Source organism: Micromonospora matsumotoense (assembly GCF_050951065.1).
Taxonomy (GTDB): Bacteria; Actinomycetota; Actinomycetes; order Mycobacteriales; family Micromonosporaceae; genus Micromonospora; species Micromonospora matsumotoensis.
In genome coordinates, this window is the sequence record NZ_CP192025.1 from 5855333 (window position 1) to 5871521 (window position 16189).

At 73.0% G+C, this 16189-nt stretch carries 18 protein-coding genes and 1 riboswitch; of the genes, 6 read left to right on the forward strand and 12 right to left on the reverse strand.

All coding sequences use genetic code 11. The features are described from left to right. Nucleotides 1–87: 87 nt before the first annotated feature. A complete protein-coding gene (locus ACQP1S_RS24755) occupies nt 88–1350 on the reverse strand; it encodes a cellulose binding domain-containing protein (protein ID WP_432899756.1) in 1263 nt (420 codons plus the stop codon). A gap of 260 nt (nt 1351–1610) precedes the next feature. Here ACQP1S_RS24755 and ACQP1S_RS24760 point away from each other — a divergent pair, with 260 nt between their 5' ends. Then, nucleotides 1611–1778 (forward strand): hypothetical protein, encoded by a 168-nt coding sequence (locus ACQP1S_RS24760; RefSeq protein WP_432899759.1) that lies wholly within the window; start codon nt 1611–1613, stop codon nt 1776–1778. Nucleotides 1779–1899: 121 nt separating this feature from the next. Here ACQP1S_RS24760 and ACQP1S_RS24765 read toward each other — a convergent pair whose 3' ends face one another. Next, on the reverse strand, nt 1900–2403 hold the full coding sequence (locus ACQP1S_RS24765; protein WP_432899762.1) for a DUF6328 family protein: 504 nt from the start codon (nt 2401–2403) through the stop codon (nt 1900–1902). Between the two features lie 131 nt (nt 2404–2534). Beyond that, nucleotides 2535–3365 carry an alpha/beta fold hydrolase gene (locus tag ACQP1S_RS24770; protein WP_432899765.1) on the reverse strand — a complete coding sequence of 277 codons (831 nt, stop codon included), beginning with the start codon at nt 3363–3365 and terminating at the stop codon, nt 2535–2537. A 111-nt stretch (nt 3366–3476) separates the two neighbouring features. Further along, nucleotides 3477–3582, forward strand: a riboswitch (TPP riboswitch). A 75-nt stretch (nt 3583–3657) separates the two neighbouring features. On the opposite strand from ACQP1S_RS24770, the gene ACQP1S_RS24775 reads away from it, so the two are divergent. From ACQP1S_RS24775 to ACQP1S_RS24785, 3 genes are read left to right on the forward strand one after another with little or no spacing between them, the layout of a single operon-like run. Continuing rightward, nucleotides 3658–4254: an ECF transporter S component gene (locus ACQP1S_RS24775; RefSeq protein ID WP_091238991.1), complete on the forward strand. Its 597-nt coding sequence runs from the start codon at nt 3658–3660 to the stop codon at nt 4252–4254. Nucleotides 4255–4287: 33 nt separating this feature from the next. Further along, complete coding sequence (locus ACQP1S_RS24780) at nt 4288–5715, forward strand: ABC transporter ATP-binding protein (protein WP_432899768.1); 1428 nt, start codon at nt 4288–4290, stop codon at nt 5713–5715. Further along, nucleotides 5712–6512, forward strand: a complete 801-nt coding sequence (locus ACQP1S_RS24785; RefSeq protein ID WP_432899771.1) for an energy-coupling factor transporter transmembrane component T family protein — start codon at nt 5712–5714, stop codon at nt 6510–6512. Before ACQP1S_RS24780 ends, ACQP1S_RS24785 begins: the two co-directional genes overlap by 4 nt. 270 nt (nt 6513–6782) lie before the next feature. Here ACQP1S_RS24785 and ACQP1S_RS24790 read toward each other — a convergent pair whose 3' ends face one another. Beyond that, nucleotides 6783–7034, reverse strand: coding sequence for a hypothetical protein (locus tag ACQP1S_RS24790; protein WP_432899774.1), 252 nt, complete (start codon nt 7032–7034; stop codon nt 6783–6785). 371 nt (nt 7035–7405) lie between these two features. On the opposite strand from ACQP1S_RS24790, the gene gndA reads away from it, so the two are divergent. Next, nucleotides 7406–8851 carry an NADP-dependent phosphogluconate dehydrogenase gene (gene gndA / locus ACQP1S_RS24795; protein WP_091238532.1) on the forward strand — a complete coding sequence of 482 codons (1446 nt, stop codon included), beginning with the start codon at nt 7406–7408 and terminating at the stop codon, nt 8849–8851. 175 nt (nt 8852–9026) lie between these two features. On the opposite strand, the gene ACQP1S_RS24800 is transcribed toward gndA, so the two are convergent. From ACQP1S_RS24800 to recO, 3 genes are all read right to left on the reverse strand, one after another. After that, a complete protein-coding gene (locus ACQP1S_RS24800) occupies nt 9027–9215 on the reverse strand; it encodes a hypothetical protein (RefSeq protein WP_091238535.1) in 189 nt (62 codons plus the stop codon). A gap of 78 nt (nt 9216–9293) precedes the next feature. Further along, entirely contained in the window at nt 9294–10106 is an 813-nt protein-coding gene (locus ACQP1S_RS24805; protein ID WP_091238538.1) for an isoprenyl transferase, read from the reverse strand. Further along, nucleotides 10103–10951: a DNA repair protein RecO gene (recO, locus tag ACQP1S_RS24810; RefSeq protein WP_432899780.1), complete on the reverse strand. Its 849-nt coding sequence runs from the start codon at nt 10949–10951 to the stop codon at nt 10103–10105. The genes ACQP1S_RS24805 and recO overlap by 4 nt, the downstream gene beginning before the upstream one ends. Nucleotides 10952–11052: 101 nt before the next feature. Here recO and ACQP1S_RS24815 point away from each other — a divergent pair, with 101 nt between their 5' ends. Beyond that, nucleotides 11053–11829, forward strand: coding sequence for a DUF4097 family beta strand repeat-containing protein (locus tag ACQP1S_RS24815; RefSeq protein ID WP_432899783.1), 777 nt, complete (start codon nt 11053–11055; stop codon nt 11827–11829). A gap of 14 nt (nt 11830–11843) precedes the next feature. Here ACQP1S_RS24815 and ACQP1S_RS24820 read toward each other — a convergent pair whose 3' ends face one another. The 5 genes from ACQP1S_RS24820 to ybeY all read right to left on the reverse strand — a co-directional run bounded on the left by ACQP1S_RS24820 (nt 11844) and on the right by ybeY (nt 16173). Then, entirely contained in the window at nt 11844–12926 is a 1083-nt protein-coding gene (locus ACQP1S_RS24820; protein ID WP_432899786.1) for an acyltransferase family protein, read from the reverse strand. A 143-nt stretch (nt 12927–13069) separates the two neighbouring features. Beyond that, the gene (gene era / locus ACQP1S_RS24825) at nt 13070–13966 is read right to left on the reverse strand and encodes a GTPase Era (protein ID WP_432899789.1); all 897 of its coding nucleotides are present in this window, start codon (nt 13964–13966) and stop codon (nt 13070–13072) included. After that, entirely contained in the window at nt 13963–14349 is a 387-nt protein-coding gene (locus tag ACQP1S_RS24830) for a cytidine deaminase (protein WP_091238555.1), read from the reverse strand. The genes era and ACQP1S_RS24830 overlap by 4 nt, the downstream gene beginning before the upstream one ends. Then, nucleotides 14342–15724, reverse strand: coding sequence for a hemolysin family protein (locus ACQP1S_RS24835; RefSeq protein WP_176738798.1), 1383 nt, complete (start codon nt 15722–15724; stop codon nt 14342–14344). The genes ACQP1S_RS24830 and ACQP1S_RS24835 overlap by 8 nt, the downstream gene beginning before the upstream one ends. Continuing rightward, nucleotides 15700–16173, reverse strand: a complete 474-nt coding sequence (gene ybeY / locus ACQP1S_RS24840; protein WP_091238559.1) for an rRNA maturation RNase YbeY — start codon at nt 16171–16173, stop codon at nt 15700–15702. Before ybeY ends, ACQP1S_RS24835 begins: the two co-directional genes overlap by 25 nt. Nucleotides 16174–16189: the final 16 nt, after the last annotated feature.

Sequence of the window (16189 nt, forward strand, 5' to 3'; positions counted from 1 at the left end):
GGCCGGGGCAGTTCCCACCAGCCGGGCCGGGGTGGTCCCACCCGCCCGGCCTGAGCCGCTCCCACCCGCCCGGCCGGGGCGGACGCCTCACCGCAGGTAGGCCGAGAGGCCGATCTGCTGGTTGCGGAGGGCGGTGGCGACCACACCGGCGATCTGCCGGGCCCCGGCCGTCTCGAAGTGGGTGTGGTCGGCGCAGAAGAACGCCCCCACCGCGCCCGAGTTGTAGTCGCCGTTGTTCGGGCAGAGCCGCAGCGTGTTGTAGACCGTGTAGCTCAGCTTGTGCAGGTCGATGACGGGGACGTTGTTGGCCCGCCCCGCGTCGAACGTCTCGGTGAGGAAGCCCCGGTTGCCGACGGCGGTGCTGCCCGAGCAGGTGATCGCGGCGGCCGGGGTGAGGAAGACCGGGTACGCGCCGCGCTGCTGGGCCGCGCGGGCCATCACGCCGAGCAGTTCCTTGTAGCGGGCCGACCCGACGTGCCGGTTGCAGGTGGCGCTGCCGTCGTTGATGCCGAACTGGATGAACAGGTAGTCGCCGGCCTTCATCCCACCGCTGGCGTTCAGCATGGCCTGCCAGCGGGTCGAGTAGGTCTGCGGGTTGATCACGCACTCGCCGGCCGCGTTCATCGTGGTGGTGACGTTGGGGTCGTACAGCCAGGTCTGGATGCTGCGCCCGCCGACCGCGCTGTTGACCACCGTGGCGTTGCCGTTGAGGTACTGGCCGAACTGGTTGCCCCAGCCGACCGGGCAGACGGTGCCGGAGGACGGGTTGGCGACCGTGGAGTCGCCGGCCAGCCACACGGTGACCGGCCGCTGCGCCGAGGGGGTCGGGCTGGGCGTCGGAGTGGGCGTGGGCGTCCGGGTCGGGGTCGGGGTGGGCGTCGGGGTCTGGGTCGGCGGGGTGGACGGCGGCGGGCAGGGGGTGGCGGTCGGCGTCGCGCCGGTGCACGACACCCCGTTGAGCGCGAACGCGGTGGGGACCGGGTTGGCGGTGGTCCACCCGCCGTTGAAGCCGAAGCTGACGCCGGCCCCGGTCGCGATGGCGGCGTTGTAACCGGCGTCCTTCGCGCTGACCGCCGTCCCGTTCTGGGTGACGGTGGCGTTCCACGCCTGGCTGACCCGCTGCCCGCTGGCGAAGGCCCAGGTGAGCGTCCAGCCGGAGACCGGGTCGCCGAGGTTGGTGATGGTGACGTCCGCGCCGAAGCCGCCCTGCCACTCGCTGCTGACCTTGTAGTCGACCCGGCAGCCGGTCGCCACCGCGGCCCCGGCCCCGGCCGCGACCGCCACCCCGCCCGCGAGGACCGCCAGCGTGATCGCGCCCAGTCCGGCGGTACGTCGTCGCGCTGCTCTCATGTCCACTCCTCGTCCGTGGTGCCGGGCCGGCGTCGCCCGCCCCCACCTGGACGGCGGCCCGATCCCCGCAACGAAGGCGGAGCCGGCCGCGCACCCGGACGGAAGGAGACAACAATCGATATTACTCGATGCTAGACTCTCCCGTTCGCCGTCGATCAGCTACGGCTCGCCAGCGCGACACGCCGGGGTACGCACCTACGGGCCGTAGCTGATCATGAGCGGTCCCCGGGCAGCCGAACCCCCTCGTCTAGGGTGGTGCGGTGCTCTACTTCCTGATCGTCATCGCCGCGCTGCTGCTGGCGTACGCCGCCGTGCTGGTCAGCTTCGTCCGGCGCGGCCGCAAGATCCCGCCGCAGGCGTACCTGGTGCTGGCGCTGCTCAACGGGCTCATCCTGGCGGCCGTGCTGGCCTGGGCGATCGCCCGCTGACGACCCGGCCGCCAGGGGCCGCAGACCCGACCCCGGCCACCACGAAGCGGGGCCCACCCCGACCACCGTCGGCCCGGGCAGGCCCCGGCCCACTCCGTTCCCCACCGCCCGACGGGCGAGGTCAGTCGCCGGCCAACACCACCGGGTCGTCATCATCGTCGTCGACGTCGTCCTCACCCCAGTTACGCCGGACGAACGGCAGGATCACCCAGAACGTCAGGAACCACAGGCCGGTGAGCACGGTGAGCACCACGGCGATCCCGGTGTCCAGCACGAAGTCAGCGATCAGCAGGACCGCGCTCACCATGGCGACCAGCATGAAGGCCAGGCCGCCGGTGGCCATCCGGTGGGCGAAGCGGACCAGCTCCGGCTTGCGGCCCTGGCGGAACAGCGCCCGGTGGAAGGCGACCGGCGAGATGATCATCGCGGTGGCCGCGGCGGCGGACAGCAACGCGAGAATGTAGACGTCCCGCTGGAACTCGCTCGTCCGGGTGAAACCGTTGCTGAACGGCAGGGTCAACAGGAAGGCGAAGAGGATCTGCACGCCGGTCTGGGCGACCCGCAGCTCCTGGAGCAGATCGGCGAAGTTGCGCTGCCAGCGCTGCTTCTCGGATTCCTTCGACACGCGCTACCTCCGGATAAGACGGTACGACCGACGGGGACACCTCCCCGTCGGCAGCAACGCCTGTGCCCGATCCGGAACCGCGCGAAACCGACTCATGATCGCCGATCAAGCCGATCGGCCGGCGGATCGGCTCAGGCCGTCCCGCGCACCCGGGCCAGGATCGCCTCGGCCAGTGGGCCCGGCGCACGGTCGGGAATCCAGTGGGTGACCCCGGCCAGCACCACGAACCGGTAGTCCCCCGAGACGTGCCGGGCACATGCCTGCGCGGCGGTACGCCCGATCGCGAAGTCCCGGTCGCTCCAGACATAGGTGGTCGGCACGGTCACCGGACCGACCACCTTCATGTCCCGCCCCGACATCGCCCGGTACCAGTTCAACCCGCCGGTCAACGCGCCCGGCCGGCGCATCGGCTCGGCATACCGGGCCACCCGGGCGGAGTCGCCGACGCCGGCCAGCAGCCGGCGCAGGACCGCCCCCCGCCAGGCCAGCAGCACCCGCTCCGCCAGGCCCGCCCGACGGAACAACGTCATGTACGACGAGCGCGCCCGCTGCCGCCGGTCGGTGGCCAACGCGTGGCCGAAGGCGGCCGGATGGGGCACCGAGACCGCGGTGAGGGTGCGTACCCGCTCCGGGTGCCGGGCAGCCAACGCCCAGGCGACGATCGCGCCCCAGTCGTGCCCCACCACGTGCGCGGCCTCGACGCCCAGCGCGTCCAGCACCGCCACCGCGTCGGCGACCAGTTCCGGCAGCCGGTAGCCGGCCACCTCGGCGGGCCGGGCCCCGGGCGAGTAACCCCGCTGGTCGGGGGCGTAGGTGCGCAACCCGGCGGCGTGCAGGGCGGGCACCACCTCGTCCCACTCCCCGCCGTGCTGGGGGAACCCGTGCAGCAGCAGCACGACCGCGCCGTCCTCGGGCCCACCGACCCGTACGTCGAACGTCAGTCCCCGCGCCGCTACCCGCATGATCGGCAGCCTACCCAGCGACCCGGGGCCCCGCTCGGGCGTCGAATGCCGGGAACCGTGACCTGCTGGGCTGTTGGCGCAGGTCGGTGCTAGCGTCTGCCGAGACAACTTCACATCCGACAGGGGAGCGCACAGCGCTGAGAGTGCGGGCACCGCCCGCAGACCCTCGAACCTGATCTGGGTAATGCCAGCGCAGGGAGTTCGGTCGACCTCCAGCCGCGCCGCCGTCCGGCAGCCGCCGGGCGCGGCGTGCGTCTTCTCCTGGTTCGATCTCTGGACTGGGAGCACCGACATGCCGCACACCACCACCAACAGCAACCGGTGGCGCACGATCGACATCGTGGTCGCCGCCGTGATCGCCGTGGCCTTCGGCGTCATCTTCTGGGCCTGGGGCCTGGTCTGGAAGGCCGCCGACCCGGCGTTCGCCGCCGCACCGGCCAGTCAGGCCGTGATGTACGGCGTCTGGCTGGTCCCGGCCGTCCTCGGCGGCCTGGTGATCCGCAAGCCCGGGGCGGCCCTGTTCTGCGAGGCCGTCGCCGCCACCGTCTCCGCGCTGCTCGGCGCGGAGTGGGGCGGGATCACCATCGTACAGGGGCTGATCCAGGGTCTCGGCGCGGAGCTGGCCTTCGCCGCGTTCCGCTACCGGTCATTCCGGCTGCCGGTGGCGGTGCTGGCCGGCGCGCTGACCGGGCTGAGCGCCGCCGTGTTCGACTTCTTCGCCTGGAACGCCGAGTACGACCTGGTCAGCTACCGCCTGCCGTACGCGGCGCTGACCGTGCTCAGCGCTGCCGTCGTCGCCGGGGTCGGCGGTTGGTACCTGACCCGCGCGCTGGCCGAGACCGGGGTGCTGGACCGGTTCCCCGCCGGCCGTGACCGCACCCTGGTCTGACCCTCCCCTGGCGATCATGGAGGTGCCGGCGACGTGGCGAGTGTGAGGCTGGCCGGTTTCGGCTGGCGGCACGCCGGGCGGCGGGCCTGGGCGGTACGCGGGGTGGACCTGCGCATCGACCACGGGGAACGGGTGCTGCTGCTGGGGCCGTCCGGGGCCGGCAAGAGCACCCTGCTGGCCGCGCTGGCCGGGCTGCTGCCGGCGGACTCCGGCGAGCAGGAGGGCACCGTCGAGATCGACGGCCTCGACCCGACCAAGGCCCGCGAACGGGTCGGCACCGTCTTCCAGGACCCGCAGTCCCAGCTGGTGATGGCCCGCTGCGGTGACGACGTCGCGTTCGGCCTGGAGAACCGGGGGGTGCCCGGCGACGAGATCTGGCCCCGGGTGGACGAGGCGCTGCGCCGGGTGGGCTTCCCGTACCACCGGGACCGGCCCACCGCGGCGCTGTCCGGCGGCGAGCAGCAGCGGCTCGCGCTGGCCGGGGTCCTGGCGCTGCGGCCCGGGTTGTTGCTGCTCGACGAGCCGACCGCCAACCTCGACCCGGCCGGCGCGGAGCTGGTGCGCGCGGCGGTGGCCGGCGCGCTGGACCCGGACACCACCCTGGTCCTGGTCGAACACCGGGTCGCCGACGCCCTCGCCCTGGTCGACCGGGTGGTGGTGCTGACCCCCGGTGGCGGGGTCCGGGCCGACGGGCCACCGGAGGCTGTCTTCGCCGCGCACGGTGCCGCGCTCGCCGCCGAGGGCGTCTGGGTGCCCGGCCACCCCACCGGGTCCCGCCCGGCCGTCGGGCCGCCCGGCGCGGGGTTGCTCACCGCCGACCGGCTCGGCCTGCCACCCCGGCTGGCCCCCACCGACCTGACGGTACGCGCCGGCGAGGCGCTCGCCGTCCTCGGTCCCAACGGGGTCGGCAAGTCCACCCTGGCCCTGCTGCTCGGCGGCCTGCTCCGCCCCGGCGTCGGGCGGCTGACCGGCACCGCCGCCCTGGCCGACGGAGACACCCGCACGCCGCCGCACCGGTGGCGGGCCCCCGCCCTGGCCGGCCGGATCGGTTCGGTCTTCCAGGACCCGGAGCACCAGTTCGTCACGGGCACCGTCCGCGACGAACTGGCCCTCGGCCCGCGCCGGACCGGCCGCCCGGAGTCCGCCGTCCGGGCCACCGTGGACGAGTTGCTGGACCGGCTGCGGCTGACCCGGCTCGCCGGGGCCAACCCGTACACCCTCTCCGGTGGGGAGGCCCGGCGGCTCAGCGTGGCGACCGCCCTGGCCACCGCGCCCCGGCTGCTGATCTGCGACGAACCCACCTTCGGTCAGGACCGCCGGACCTGGGGTGAGCTGGTCGACCTCTTCGCCGACCTGCGCGACGCCGGGCACGGCGTGGTGACCGTCACCCACGACGGGGACTTCGTCGCCGCGCTCGCCGACCGGACGGTCACCCTGCACCCCGCCCGGGATGAGCCGTGATCAGCCTGGAACCCGTCGCGGTGCCCGGCGCGCCGCTGGCCCGGCGCAACCCGGTGGCCAAGCTGGCGGCCGGGCTGATCTTCTCGTTCCTGCTGGTGGCCAGCCTCGACCCGGTCGCACCGGCGATCGCGATCGCCGTCGAGCTGGCGTTGCTGCCGCTGTTCGGCATCCGCTACCGGGTGCTGGCCCGGCGGGCCCTGCCCTTGCTGGCCGGTGCCGTCGGCATCCTGGTCACGCTGCTGCTGTTCGCCGCCGACCGGACCGGTCGGGTGCTGTGGGAGGCCGGGCCGCTGCTGGTGACCTCCGGGGTGCTGGTCACCGCGCTCGGGCTGGTGCTGCGGATGCTCGCGGTCGCCCTGCCCGGGGTGATCGTGTTCGCCACCACCGACCCGACCGACCTGGCCGACGCGCTGGTCCAGAACGCGAAGGCCCCGGCCCGGTTCGCCATCGGCGCGCTGGCCGCGTTCCGGTTGGTGCCGCTGCTCGGCCAGGATTGGCAGATGCTCACCATGGCCCGCCGCGCCCGGGGCGTGGACGCCGGCCGCAACCCGCTGGCCCGGTTGAGGCTCTTCGTCTCCACGGCATTCGCCCTGCTGGTGGGCGCGATCCGACGCGGCACCCGGCTGGCGGTGGCGATGGACGCCCGGGGCTTCGACGCCGGCATCCCCCGCACGGTGGCCCGCCGGCAGGTGTTCGGCCCGGCCGACTGGCTGCTGATCGTCGGCGCCGCCGCACTGGCCGGCGGCGCACTCGCGGTCAGCGTCGCCCTCGGCACCTTCCGCCCCCTGATCGGCTGACCAGCGCCCCACCGGGCCATCGGCCCACCGGGCACGCCTGCCACCAGGCACGCCAGGCCACCCGGGCACGCCGGGCCACCCGGGCACGCCGGGCCACCCAGGCCACGCCGGACCACCCAGGCACGCCGGCACCACCCGGGCACGCCAGGCCACCCAGGCACGCCGGCACCACTGGGCCGAAACAGCGGTATCCGGTCCCCCGGATACCGCTGTTTCGGCGATCTGGTGTGGGACGTCTCCGCCGGGGCGGATCAGCTCCGCCGGGGCGGATCAGCTCCGCCGGAAGGCGTACCGGCGGCTCTGGCCCTGGGCGGTGGTGGAGCCGGCCCGGACCGGCCGGCCCGACCGCGACGGCGGCGGGGGCGGGCTCGACCGGACGACGGCGTCCGGATGGGCCGACGCGACGGCGAGGGGGACCGGGTGCGCGGGCGTCACGGCGAGTGCCGCGAGCGCCGCCGGGTCCACCTCCATCGGGGACGGCACCGGACGACGGGACTTCTTCGGACTGCGCTTGGCGGGCATACGCTGCCTCCTGTACGTACGGAGGACCACACCGCAGCCTTGAACGGCGGGCGGGCGGTCGACGGACGGGGAATCGGCCCCGGACGACCGGCCACGAGTCATCCCCTGCCAGGAGGGGTGGGAGACGCGGACGCCCGAGCACGCGGACCCGCGGCCACGGCGGCGGGTCGGCTCTCAGCTAGGGCGTCAGATGCGCATGCCGTCACGGTAGCCGACCCCCGCGCCCGACGCACCCGCTTTTCCCGACGGCCATCCCGCCCGCTGCCGCACGCACGCGACCACCCTGTGACACTGGGTGGACGGCGGCTGCCGACCGTCGCGGGCGCGCGATACGGTCGCAGCACACAGGTGACGTGAGAGGGCGGGTACGGATGACGCAACAGGCGACGGCGCAGATCGGCGTGACCGGGCTGGCGGTGATGGGTCGCAACCTGGCCCGGAACCTGGCCCGGAACGGGTTCACCGTGGCGGTGCACAACCGCTCCCCGGAGCGCACCCGCAGCCTGGTCGCCGACCACGGTGACGAGGGCACCTTCGTGCCGTCGGAGTCCCTGGCGGACTTCGTCGGCTCGCTGGAGCGGCCCCGCGCGGTGATCGTCATGGTCAAGGCGGGCGCCCCCACCGACGCGGTCATCGACGAGCTGGTGCCGCTACTGGAGGAGGGTGACATCGTCGTCGACGCCGGCAACGCACACTTCGCCGACACCCGCCGGCGGGAGGAGACGCTGCGCGAGCACGGGCTGCACTTCGTCGGCACCGGCGTCTCCGGCGGTGAGGAGGGCGCGCTGCTCGGGCCGAGCATCATGCCGGGCGGTTCGGCGGAGTCCTACCAGAAGCTCGGGCCGATCTTCGAGAAGATCGCCGCGCAGGTGGACGGCGTCGCGTGCTGCCAGCACGTCGGCCCCGACGGCGCCGGCCACTTCGTCAAGATGGTCCACAACGGCATCGAGTACGCCGACATGCAGCTCATCGCCGAGGCGTACGACCTGCTGCGGGCCGGGCTGGGGGCGACCCCGGGTGAGATCGCGGAGATCTTCCGGGAGTGGAACACCGGCGAGCTGGAGTCGTTCCTCATCGAGATCACCGCCGACGTGCTGGCCCACACCGACGCGGCCAGCGGCAAGCCCTTCGTCGACGTGGTGCTCGACCAGGCGGAGCAGAAGGGCACCGGCCGCTGGACGGTGCAGATCGCCCTCGACCTGGGCATCCCGATCACCGGCATCGCCGAGGCGACCTTCGCCCGGTCGCTGTCCGGGCACGCCGGTCAGCGGGAGGCCGCCCGCCGCACCTTCGGCGACGCGGGCGAGAAGTGGCAGGTCGAGGACCGGGACGCGTTCGTCGAGGACGTCCGCCGGGCGCTGCTGGCCAGCAAGATCGTCGCGTACGCGCAGGGCTTCGACCAGATCCGGGCCGGCAGCCGCGAGTACCACTGGGACATCGACCTGGGTGGCACCGCCACCATCTGGCGGGGCGGCTGCATCATCCGGGCCCGCTTCCTGGACCGCATCCGGGAGGCGTACGACTCGCAGCCGGAGCTGCCGACCCTGCTGGTCGCGCCGTACTTCGCCGACGCGGTGAGCGACGGCGTGCCGAGCTGGCGTCGGGTGGTGGCGGACTCGGCACGGGCCGGCGTGCCCACCCCGGCCTTCTCCTCGTCGCTCGCCTACTTCGACGCGCTGCGCGCGGAGCGGCTGCCGGCGGCCCTGATCCAGGGCCTGCGGGACAACTTCGGGGCGCACACCTACCACCGGGTCGACCGGGAGGGTGCGTTCCACACCCTGTGGGCGACCGCCGACCGCTCCGAAGTGGCCGGCTGACCAGCCCGCCATCGCCGGGTGTGCGACGGTGTCCCCCAGCGGGGGCACCGCGCTCACCGGACCGGCACCAGTGCTACACGAACGCCCCGCCGTCCCGATGAGTACCGGGGTGGCGGGGCGTTCGCCGTGAGCTCAGTGGTGACCGCTGGTCACCGGGAATGCCGGCGCCGGATGGTCACCAGAACCGACGACGCCGGGCGGCCTTCTGGGGGCGCAACACGTCGGCGCCCTTGGACAGCATCCGGCTCACTCCGCTGGGCCCCCGACGGGACTCCAGGGTGTGGCTCAGCTGGCGGGCACCGGCCGCGGCCAGCGGCACGGCGACCGCCATGACCGCCCACTGCGCGATCCGCTTCTGAATCATGTGTGCTCACCTCCGCGATTGGCTGCTGGAGTGGTGGTACCCCGCAGGTGGGATCACCAATCGTGACCGGGGCGACGGTCAGCGCGGCGGGGCCACCGGGTTGGGCAGCGCGCCACCGAAGCGGCGGTCCCGCTGGGCGTACAGCTCGCAGGCGTACCAGAGGTGGCGGCGGTCGAAGTCCGGCCAGAGGGTGTCCAGGAACACCAGCTCCGCGTACGCCGCCTGCCAGAGCATGAAGTTGGAGATCCGTTCCTCGCCGGAGGGACGCAGGAAGAGGTCGACCTCGGGGACCTCCGGGTGGTAGAGGTACTTCGCCACGGTCTTCTCGGTGACCTTGGCCGGGTCGAGCCGGCCCGCGGCCACCTCCCGGGCGATCGCGGCGGCGGCGTCGGCGATCTCGGCCTGGCCGCCGTAGTTGACGCAGAACTGGAGGGTCAGCGTCGAGTTGCCCCGGGACATCTCCTCGGCGGTCTGCAACTCGGAGATGACGCTCTTCCAGAGCCGGCCGGCCCGCCCCGACCAGACCACCCGCACCCCCAGGTCGACCAACTGGTCGCGGCGGCGACGGATGACGTCCCGGTTGAAGCCCATCAGGAACCGGACCTCGTCCGGCGAGCGCCGCCAGTTCTCGGTGGAGAAGGCGTACGCCGACAGGTAGGGCACGCCCAGCTCGATCGCCCCCTCGACGGTGTCGAAGAGGCTGTGCTCTCCCTGCTCGTGGCCCTTGGTACGGGGCAGACCGCGTTCCTTGGCCCACCGGCCGTTGCCGTCCATCACCACGGCGATGTGCTTGGGCAGCGCCTCGGCGGGCAGTGCCGGCGGTCGGGCGCCCGACGGGTGCGGAGTCGGCGGCGTCGGCTCCCGCCGGCCGGCCCTCAACGATCGGATCACTCGGTCATCTCCTTGTCCCCACCCTCCACACCGACCCGGGGCGATAGCGCCGGACCGCTCCCCTCGCCGGCCGTCGGACCACCGCCCCGGTCGACCAGCGGCAGCGAGCGTAGCGCGCGTTCCAGGTGCCACTGCAGGTGCGCCGCGACCAGGCCGCTGCACTCCCGGCGTACCCCGGTCGCGGTGGCGTCGGCGACCTGCCAGTCACCGCTGGTGAGGGCGGACATCAGGTCGATGGTGGCCGGTGCGGGGTGGGCCGCGCCGGGCGGCCGGCAGTCCGGGCAGACCGCGCCCCCGGCCGGTACGGAGAACGCCCGGTGCCGCCCCGGGGTGCCGCAGACCGCGCAGGCGGTCAGCGCCGGCGCCCAACCGGCCAGGCTCATCCCGCGCAGCAGGTACGCGTCGAGCACCAGCGTGGTGGCGTGCTCGCCCCGGGACAGCGCCTTGAGCGCGCCGAGGGTGAGCTGGAACAGCCGCAGCGACGGCTCCCGCTCGACGGGGGTGAGGCGTTCGGCGGTCTCCGCGATCGCGCTGGCCGCCGTGTACCGGGGGTAGTCCCCGAGGAAACGTTTGCCGTACAGGTCGATGCCCTCGACCTGGCTGACGCTGTGCAGCGAGCTGCCGGTGTTGCCCTTCGGGTCACCGGCGAGCTGGACGTCGACGTGGCCGAACGGCTCCAGCCGGGCGCCGAACTTGCTGGTGGTGCGGCGTACCCCCCGGGCCACCGCCCGCAACCGGCCGTGCCGGCGGGTCAGCAGGGTGATGATCCGGTCGGACTCGCCGAGCTTCTGCACGCGCAGCACCACCGCGTCGTCGCGGTAGAGCTGTCGGCGGTACCCGGCCATCCGGTCATTCTCCCTCGGGGTGGGAAATCAGGGTCGGATCGGGGTGGGCCCGCGCTTCGCCCCGGATGTGCCGCAGGTGGCGGCGGTCGTAGGTTGCTGGCATGGCTCTTCCCCGCAGCGCGGTCGCCCTGGGTGCGACCGCCGCCCTCATCCTCGCCACCGGGTGCGACACGCTCTCGTTCCGGCGGCTGGACTTCGACACCACCGAGGCGGCGAAGATCGCCCGGATCACCGTACGGCCCGGTTCCGGGGACGTGGTGGTCCGGGCGACCGGCCCGGCCACCGGCGTACGCGTCAAGCGGGTGCTCCGTTACCAGGGTGACCAGCCGGACACCACGTACGAGATCACCGGTGACGAGTTGGTGCTGGACACCGAGTGCGGTTCCCGCTGCTCGGTGTCGTACGAGGTGACCGCCCCGCCCGGGGTGCGGGTGCAGGGTGAGACCGGCTCGGGTGACGTGGAGCTGGCCAGGATCGGGTCGGTCGACTTCAACCTCGGCTCGGGCAACATCCGGATCATCGAGGCGGCCGGCCCGGTGCGGGCCGAGACCGGGTCGGGCAACATCGAGGTGCTCAACGTCACCGGCCCGGTCGACGTGCGGGCGTCCTCCGGCGACGTCACCGGCACCCGGCTCGGTGGCGACGTCTCCGCCGAGACCGGTTCCGGCAACATCACACTCACCCTGATCAGGCCGGCCTCGGCGCGGGCCCATGCCGGCAGCGGGGACGTCGAGTTGACGGTGCCGGCCGGCCGGTACCGGGTGAAGTCGAACGTCGACTCGGGGGACACCGAAATCGGGGTCACCAACGACCCGGGCGCATCGCTGGTGCTGGACCTGGAGGCTGGCAGCGGGAACGTGACGGTCGTGCAGCGCTGAGCGGGGGGCGTACCTCAGCGGGCCCTGATCTCGACGGGGTCGACCTCGGGTGTCCGGGGAGCCGGGACGCCGGGCGACGCCGTCGCCGGGCGGGGGTGCGGGCGGCCGGGGATCAGCTCGGGGCGACGGCGGGCCGCCATGTCCTCCACCCAGCCGACCAGCAGGGTCACCACCCCGACCAGGAGGAAGACCAGCACCACCCGGATCGCCAGGCCCCACGGGTCCCGGGGTGACCAGCCGACCAGGCCCACCAGCGGGGTGAGCGCCACCACGAAGGGCATGTGCCACAGATAGATGGTCAACGCACGCCGGTTCGCCACCGTCACCAGCCGACCGAAGATCCGGTTACGGTCCACCCAGGCGGCGGCCGCCGGGCCCCGGCCGATGACCACCAGGATGAACGCCGCCGACCACAGGGCGTTGCCCAGCGGGATGTCGTTGAGGTCGTAACCGCGCGGCCCGGGATGGGTGAGGACCCATGCCCCGCCGGCCCCGGCCAGCAGCACCGCCACCGGCACCAGCACCCGGTCGGCCAGCCGGCGCAGCATGCCGTCGTGGTGGGCGAAGCCGAGCAGCCAGGCCCCGAAGTAGAGGCCGAAGTCGCGCAGCACCGCAGAGGTGGTCGGCAGGATGCCCACCTCGATCGCGCCCAGCAGCAGGTAGGGGGTGGTCAGGGTGGGCAGCGGGGCCCGGCGGAAGAGCCAGAGCGCCACCGGTGAGGCGAGCACGAACCACAGGTAGTCCCGCAGGTACCAGATCGGGCTGAGCGCGAGCGCACCCCAGTAGTTGGCCGGCGGGTCGGCGATCGGGAACAGCCAGATCACCACCTGGGGGGTGAACGTCAGCCCGGTGAGCAGCATGGCCGGCACGAAGATCACCACCACCACCCAGAGCGAGGGCAGCAGGCGGCGCAGCCGACGTCCCACGGCGGGCACGCCGGACCGGTCCAGCGACGCGGCCATCAACGACCCGGCCAGGGCGAACATGATCGACATGGCCGGGAAGATCAGCGTCAGCGTGGCCAGCCCGGTGACGTGATAGACCACGACGCGGACGATGGCCAGGAGACGGAGCAGGTCCAGATATCGGTTACGCATCAGGCTGCATCTATGTCGGGGGCGATTGAACGTCCCCTACCCTGCGACCCCAGCCTGTGAAACCGCTGCTAATTCGGGCTAGAAGTGAAAATTCCCATATCAGCCCCCAAATGTCGCAGCGACGGACCCCCGGGAAACCGGGCTCAGAAACCCAGCTTGCGCAGCTGCTTCGGGTCCCGCTGCCACTCCTTCGCCACCCGGACGTGCAGGTCCAGATAGACCCGGGTGCCGAGCAACTCCTCGATCTGCTTGCGGGCGGTGGTGCCGACCTCCTTGAGCCGGCTGGCCCGGTGACCGAGCACGATCGCCTTCTGGCTGGGCCGCTCGACGTAGAGGTCGGCATAGATCTTCATGAGCTGACCCTCGGGGATCATCTCCTCCACCACCACGGCGATGGAGTGCGGCAGCTCGTCGCGGACCCCCTCCAGGGCCGCCTCCCGGATCAGCTCGGCGACCAGCACCTGCTCCGGCTCGTCGGTGAGCATGTCGTCCGGATAGAGCTGCGGTGACGGCGGCAGGTAACCGGTCATCACCTCGACCAGGGTGTCCACCTGGTGCCCGGAGACCGCGCTGACCGGCACCACGGCGGCGAAGTCGGTCAGCTCGCTGACCGCGAGCAACTGCTCGGCCAGCCGCCGCTTGTCGACCAGGTCGGTCTTGGTGACCACCGCGAGCACGGTGGCCTTCAGCTCGCTCAACTCGCCACTGATGAACCGGTCGCCCCGGCCCACCGGCTCGTCCGCCGGGATGCAGAGGCCGATCACGTCGACCTCCGTCCAGGTGGTGCGGACCAGGTCGTTGAGGCGCTCGCCGAGCAGCGTCCGGGGCCGGTGCAGGCCGGGGGTGTCGACCAGGACCAGCTGCGACTCCGGCCGGTGCAGCACCGCCCGGATCACGTGCCGGGTGGTCTGCGGCTTGTTCGAGGTGATCGCGATCTTGGTGCCGACGATGGCATTGGTCAGCGTCGACTTACCGGCGTTCGGCCGCCCGACGAAACACCCGAACCCCGCCCGGTACGGCCGCTGCTCCCCGCCGGTCACTCGATCACCGTGCCCAGGACGGTCCCGTCCGGCGCGGCCACGTGGATCGGCGCGTCGGCGGCCAGGTCCCGCACCGCGGCGTGCCCCGCCCCGTCCAGCGTCGACGCCTCGGTCACCACCGCCGCCGCCTCCAACCGGCTCGCCCCGGCCGCTGCCGCCGAGGCGACCGCCAACTGGAGCGCCGTGACGGTCAGCGAGGGCAGCGAGACGCTCGCCGCAGCGTACGTCCGGCCGTCCTGGTCGCGGACCGCCGCGCCCTCCACGGCAGCCACCCGGGCCCGGGCGCCTCGGGCCAGCACGACCAGCTTGCCGTCCTCGGCGCTCAACTCGGCCGGATCGGACGGGGTGGGCCGGGCAGCCGGCACGGCGGGTGTCTCAGGCATCGGCGGGTTGCCTCTCCTCGGCGCTGTTCTGATGGTCACGGGAATCGGGGCCGCCGGTCGACGGCGCCCGGCTGACCAGCACACTGTCTATCCGGTTGCGCCGGCCGGTGGTGCCCTCGGCGACCAGCTTCAGGCCGGCCACCTCGGCGTCGGCACCCGGGATCGGGACCCGACCCAGAGCCTGCGCCAACAGCCCACCGACCGTCTCCACCTCGTCGGTGGGCAACTCGGTGTCGAACAACTCACCCAGGTTCTCCACCGGCAACCGGGCGGTGACCCGGACCGCGCCGTCGGCCAGGTGCTCCACCGGCGGGCGCTCGACATCGTACTCGTCGGTGATCTCGCCGACGATCTCCTCCAGGATGTCCTCGATGGTGACCAGGCCGCCGGTGCCGCCGTACTCGTCGACGACGATGACCAGGTGGTTGCGGGCGGCCTGCATCTCCGACAGCAGGTCGTCGACCGGCTTGGACTCCGGCACGAAGGTGGCCGGGCGCATCAGCTCGGCTACCGGGGTCTGGTGCGCCCGCAGGTCGCCACCCCGGGTATGCCGGATGAGGTCCTTGAGATAGAGCACGCCGAGCACATCGTCGACGCTCTCACCGATCACCGGGATGCGGGAGAAGCCGGACCGCAGGAAGAGCGCCAGCGCCTGGGAGAGCGCCTTGCCCTCCTCGATCCACACCATCTCGGTACGCGGCACCATCACCTCCCGGGCGATGGTGTCGCCGAGCGCGAAGACCGAGTGGATCATCTGGCGCTCGCCGTGCTCCACCACCCCCCGCTGCTCGGCCAGGTCGACCAGCTCACGCAGCTCCACCTGGGTGGCGAACGGACCCTCCCGGAAACCGCGCCCCGGGGTGACCGCGTTGCCGATCAGGATCAGCAGCGAGGCGAGCGGGTTGAGCGCCCGGCCCAGCCAACGGACCAGCGGCGCCACCGCCCGACCCACCGCGTACGCGTGCTGCCGGCCCAGGGTGCGCGGGGCCACGCCGACCACCACGAAGCTGACCACGGTCATCGCCCCGGCGGTCACCAACGCCGCCCGCCAGCCCGCGCCGAAGCTGTCCACCGCCACCAGGGCGACCAGGGTGGTCGCGGTCAACTCCGCGAGCAGCCGGAGCAGCAGCAGAAGGTTGAGGTGGCGAACCACGTCACCGGCGACGGCCTGGAGGGTACGCGCGCCGCGCGCCCCGTCGCGGGCCAGCTCGGCGGCGCGGGCCGGGGAGACCGCGGCCAGCGCCGCCTCGGTCATCGCGATCAGACCGGCGAGCACCACCAGCCCAGCCGCGAAGAAGATCAGCTGAAGATCGGGAAGGCCGGCGGTCGGACCGGCCGCGAATATGTCCATCACCGGGACCGGGTCGACCGCCAACTGGCCAGCAACCGGGCCTGGAGGGCGAACATCTCCCGCTCCTCCTCCGGCTCGGCGTGGTCGTAGCCGAGCAGGTGCAGCACGCCGTGCACGGTGAGCAGGTGCAGCTCGTCGGCGGCGGTGTGCCCGGCGGTGGCCGCCTGCTTGGCCGCCACCTCCGGGCAGAGCACGATGTCGCCGAGCAGGGCCGGCTCACCGCTGGCCGGGGCGCTCTCCCCCGGGCCGTGGTCGACGCTGCCCTCGTCCATGGGGAAGGCGAGCACGTCGGTGGGGCCGTCGCCGCCCATCCAGCGATGGTTCAGCTCGGTCATGTAGCCGATGTCGACCAGCAGCACGGACAGCTCGGCGAGCGGGTTGACCCCCATCTCGTCGAGGGCGTGCCGGGCCACGGCGAGCACGGAGTCGGTGTCGACCTCGGCACCGGACTCGTTGGCGATCTCGATGGACAACTGTCTTCCTCTGATT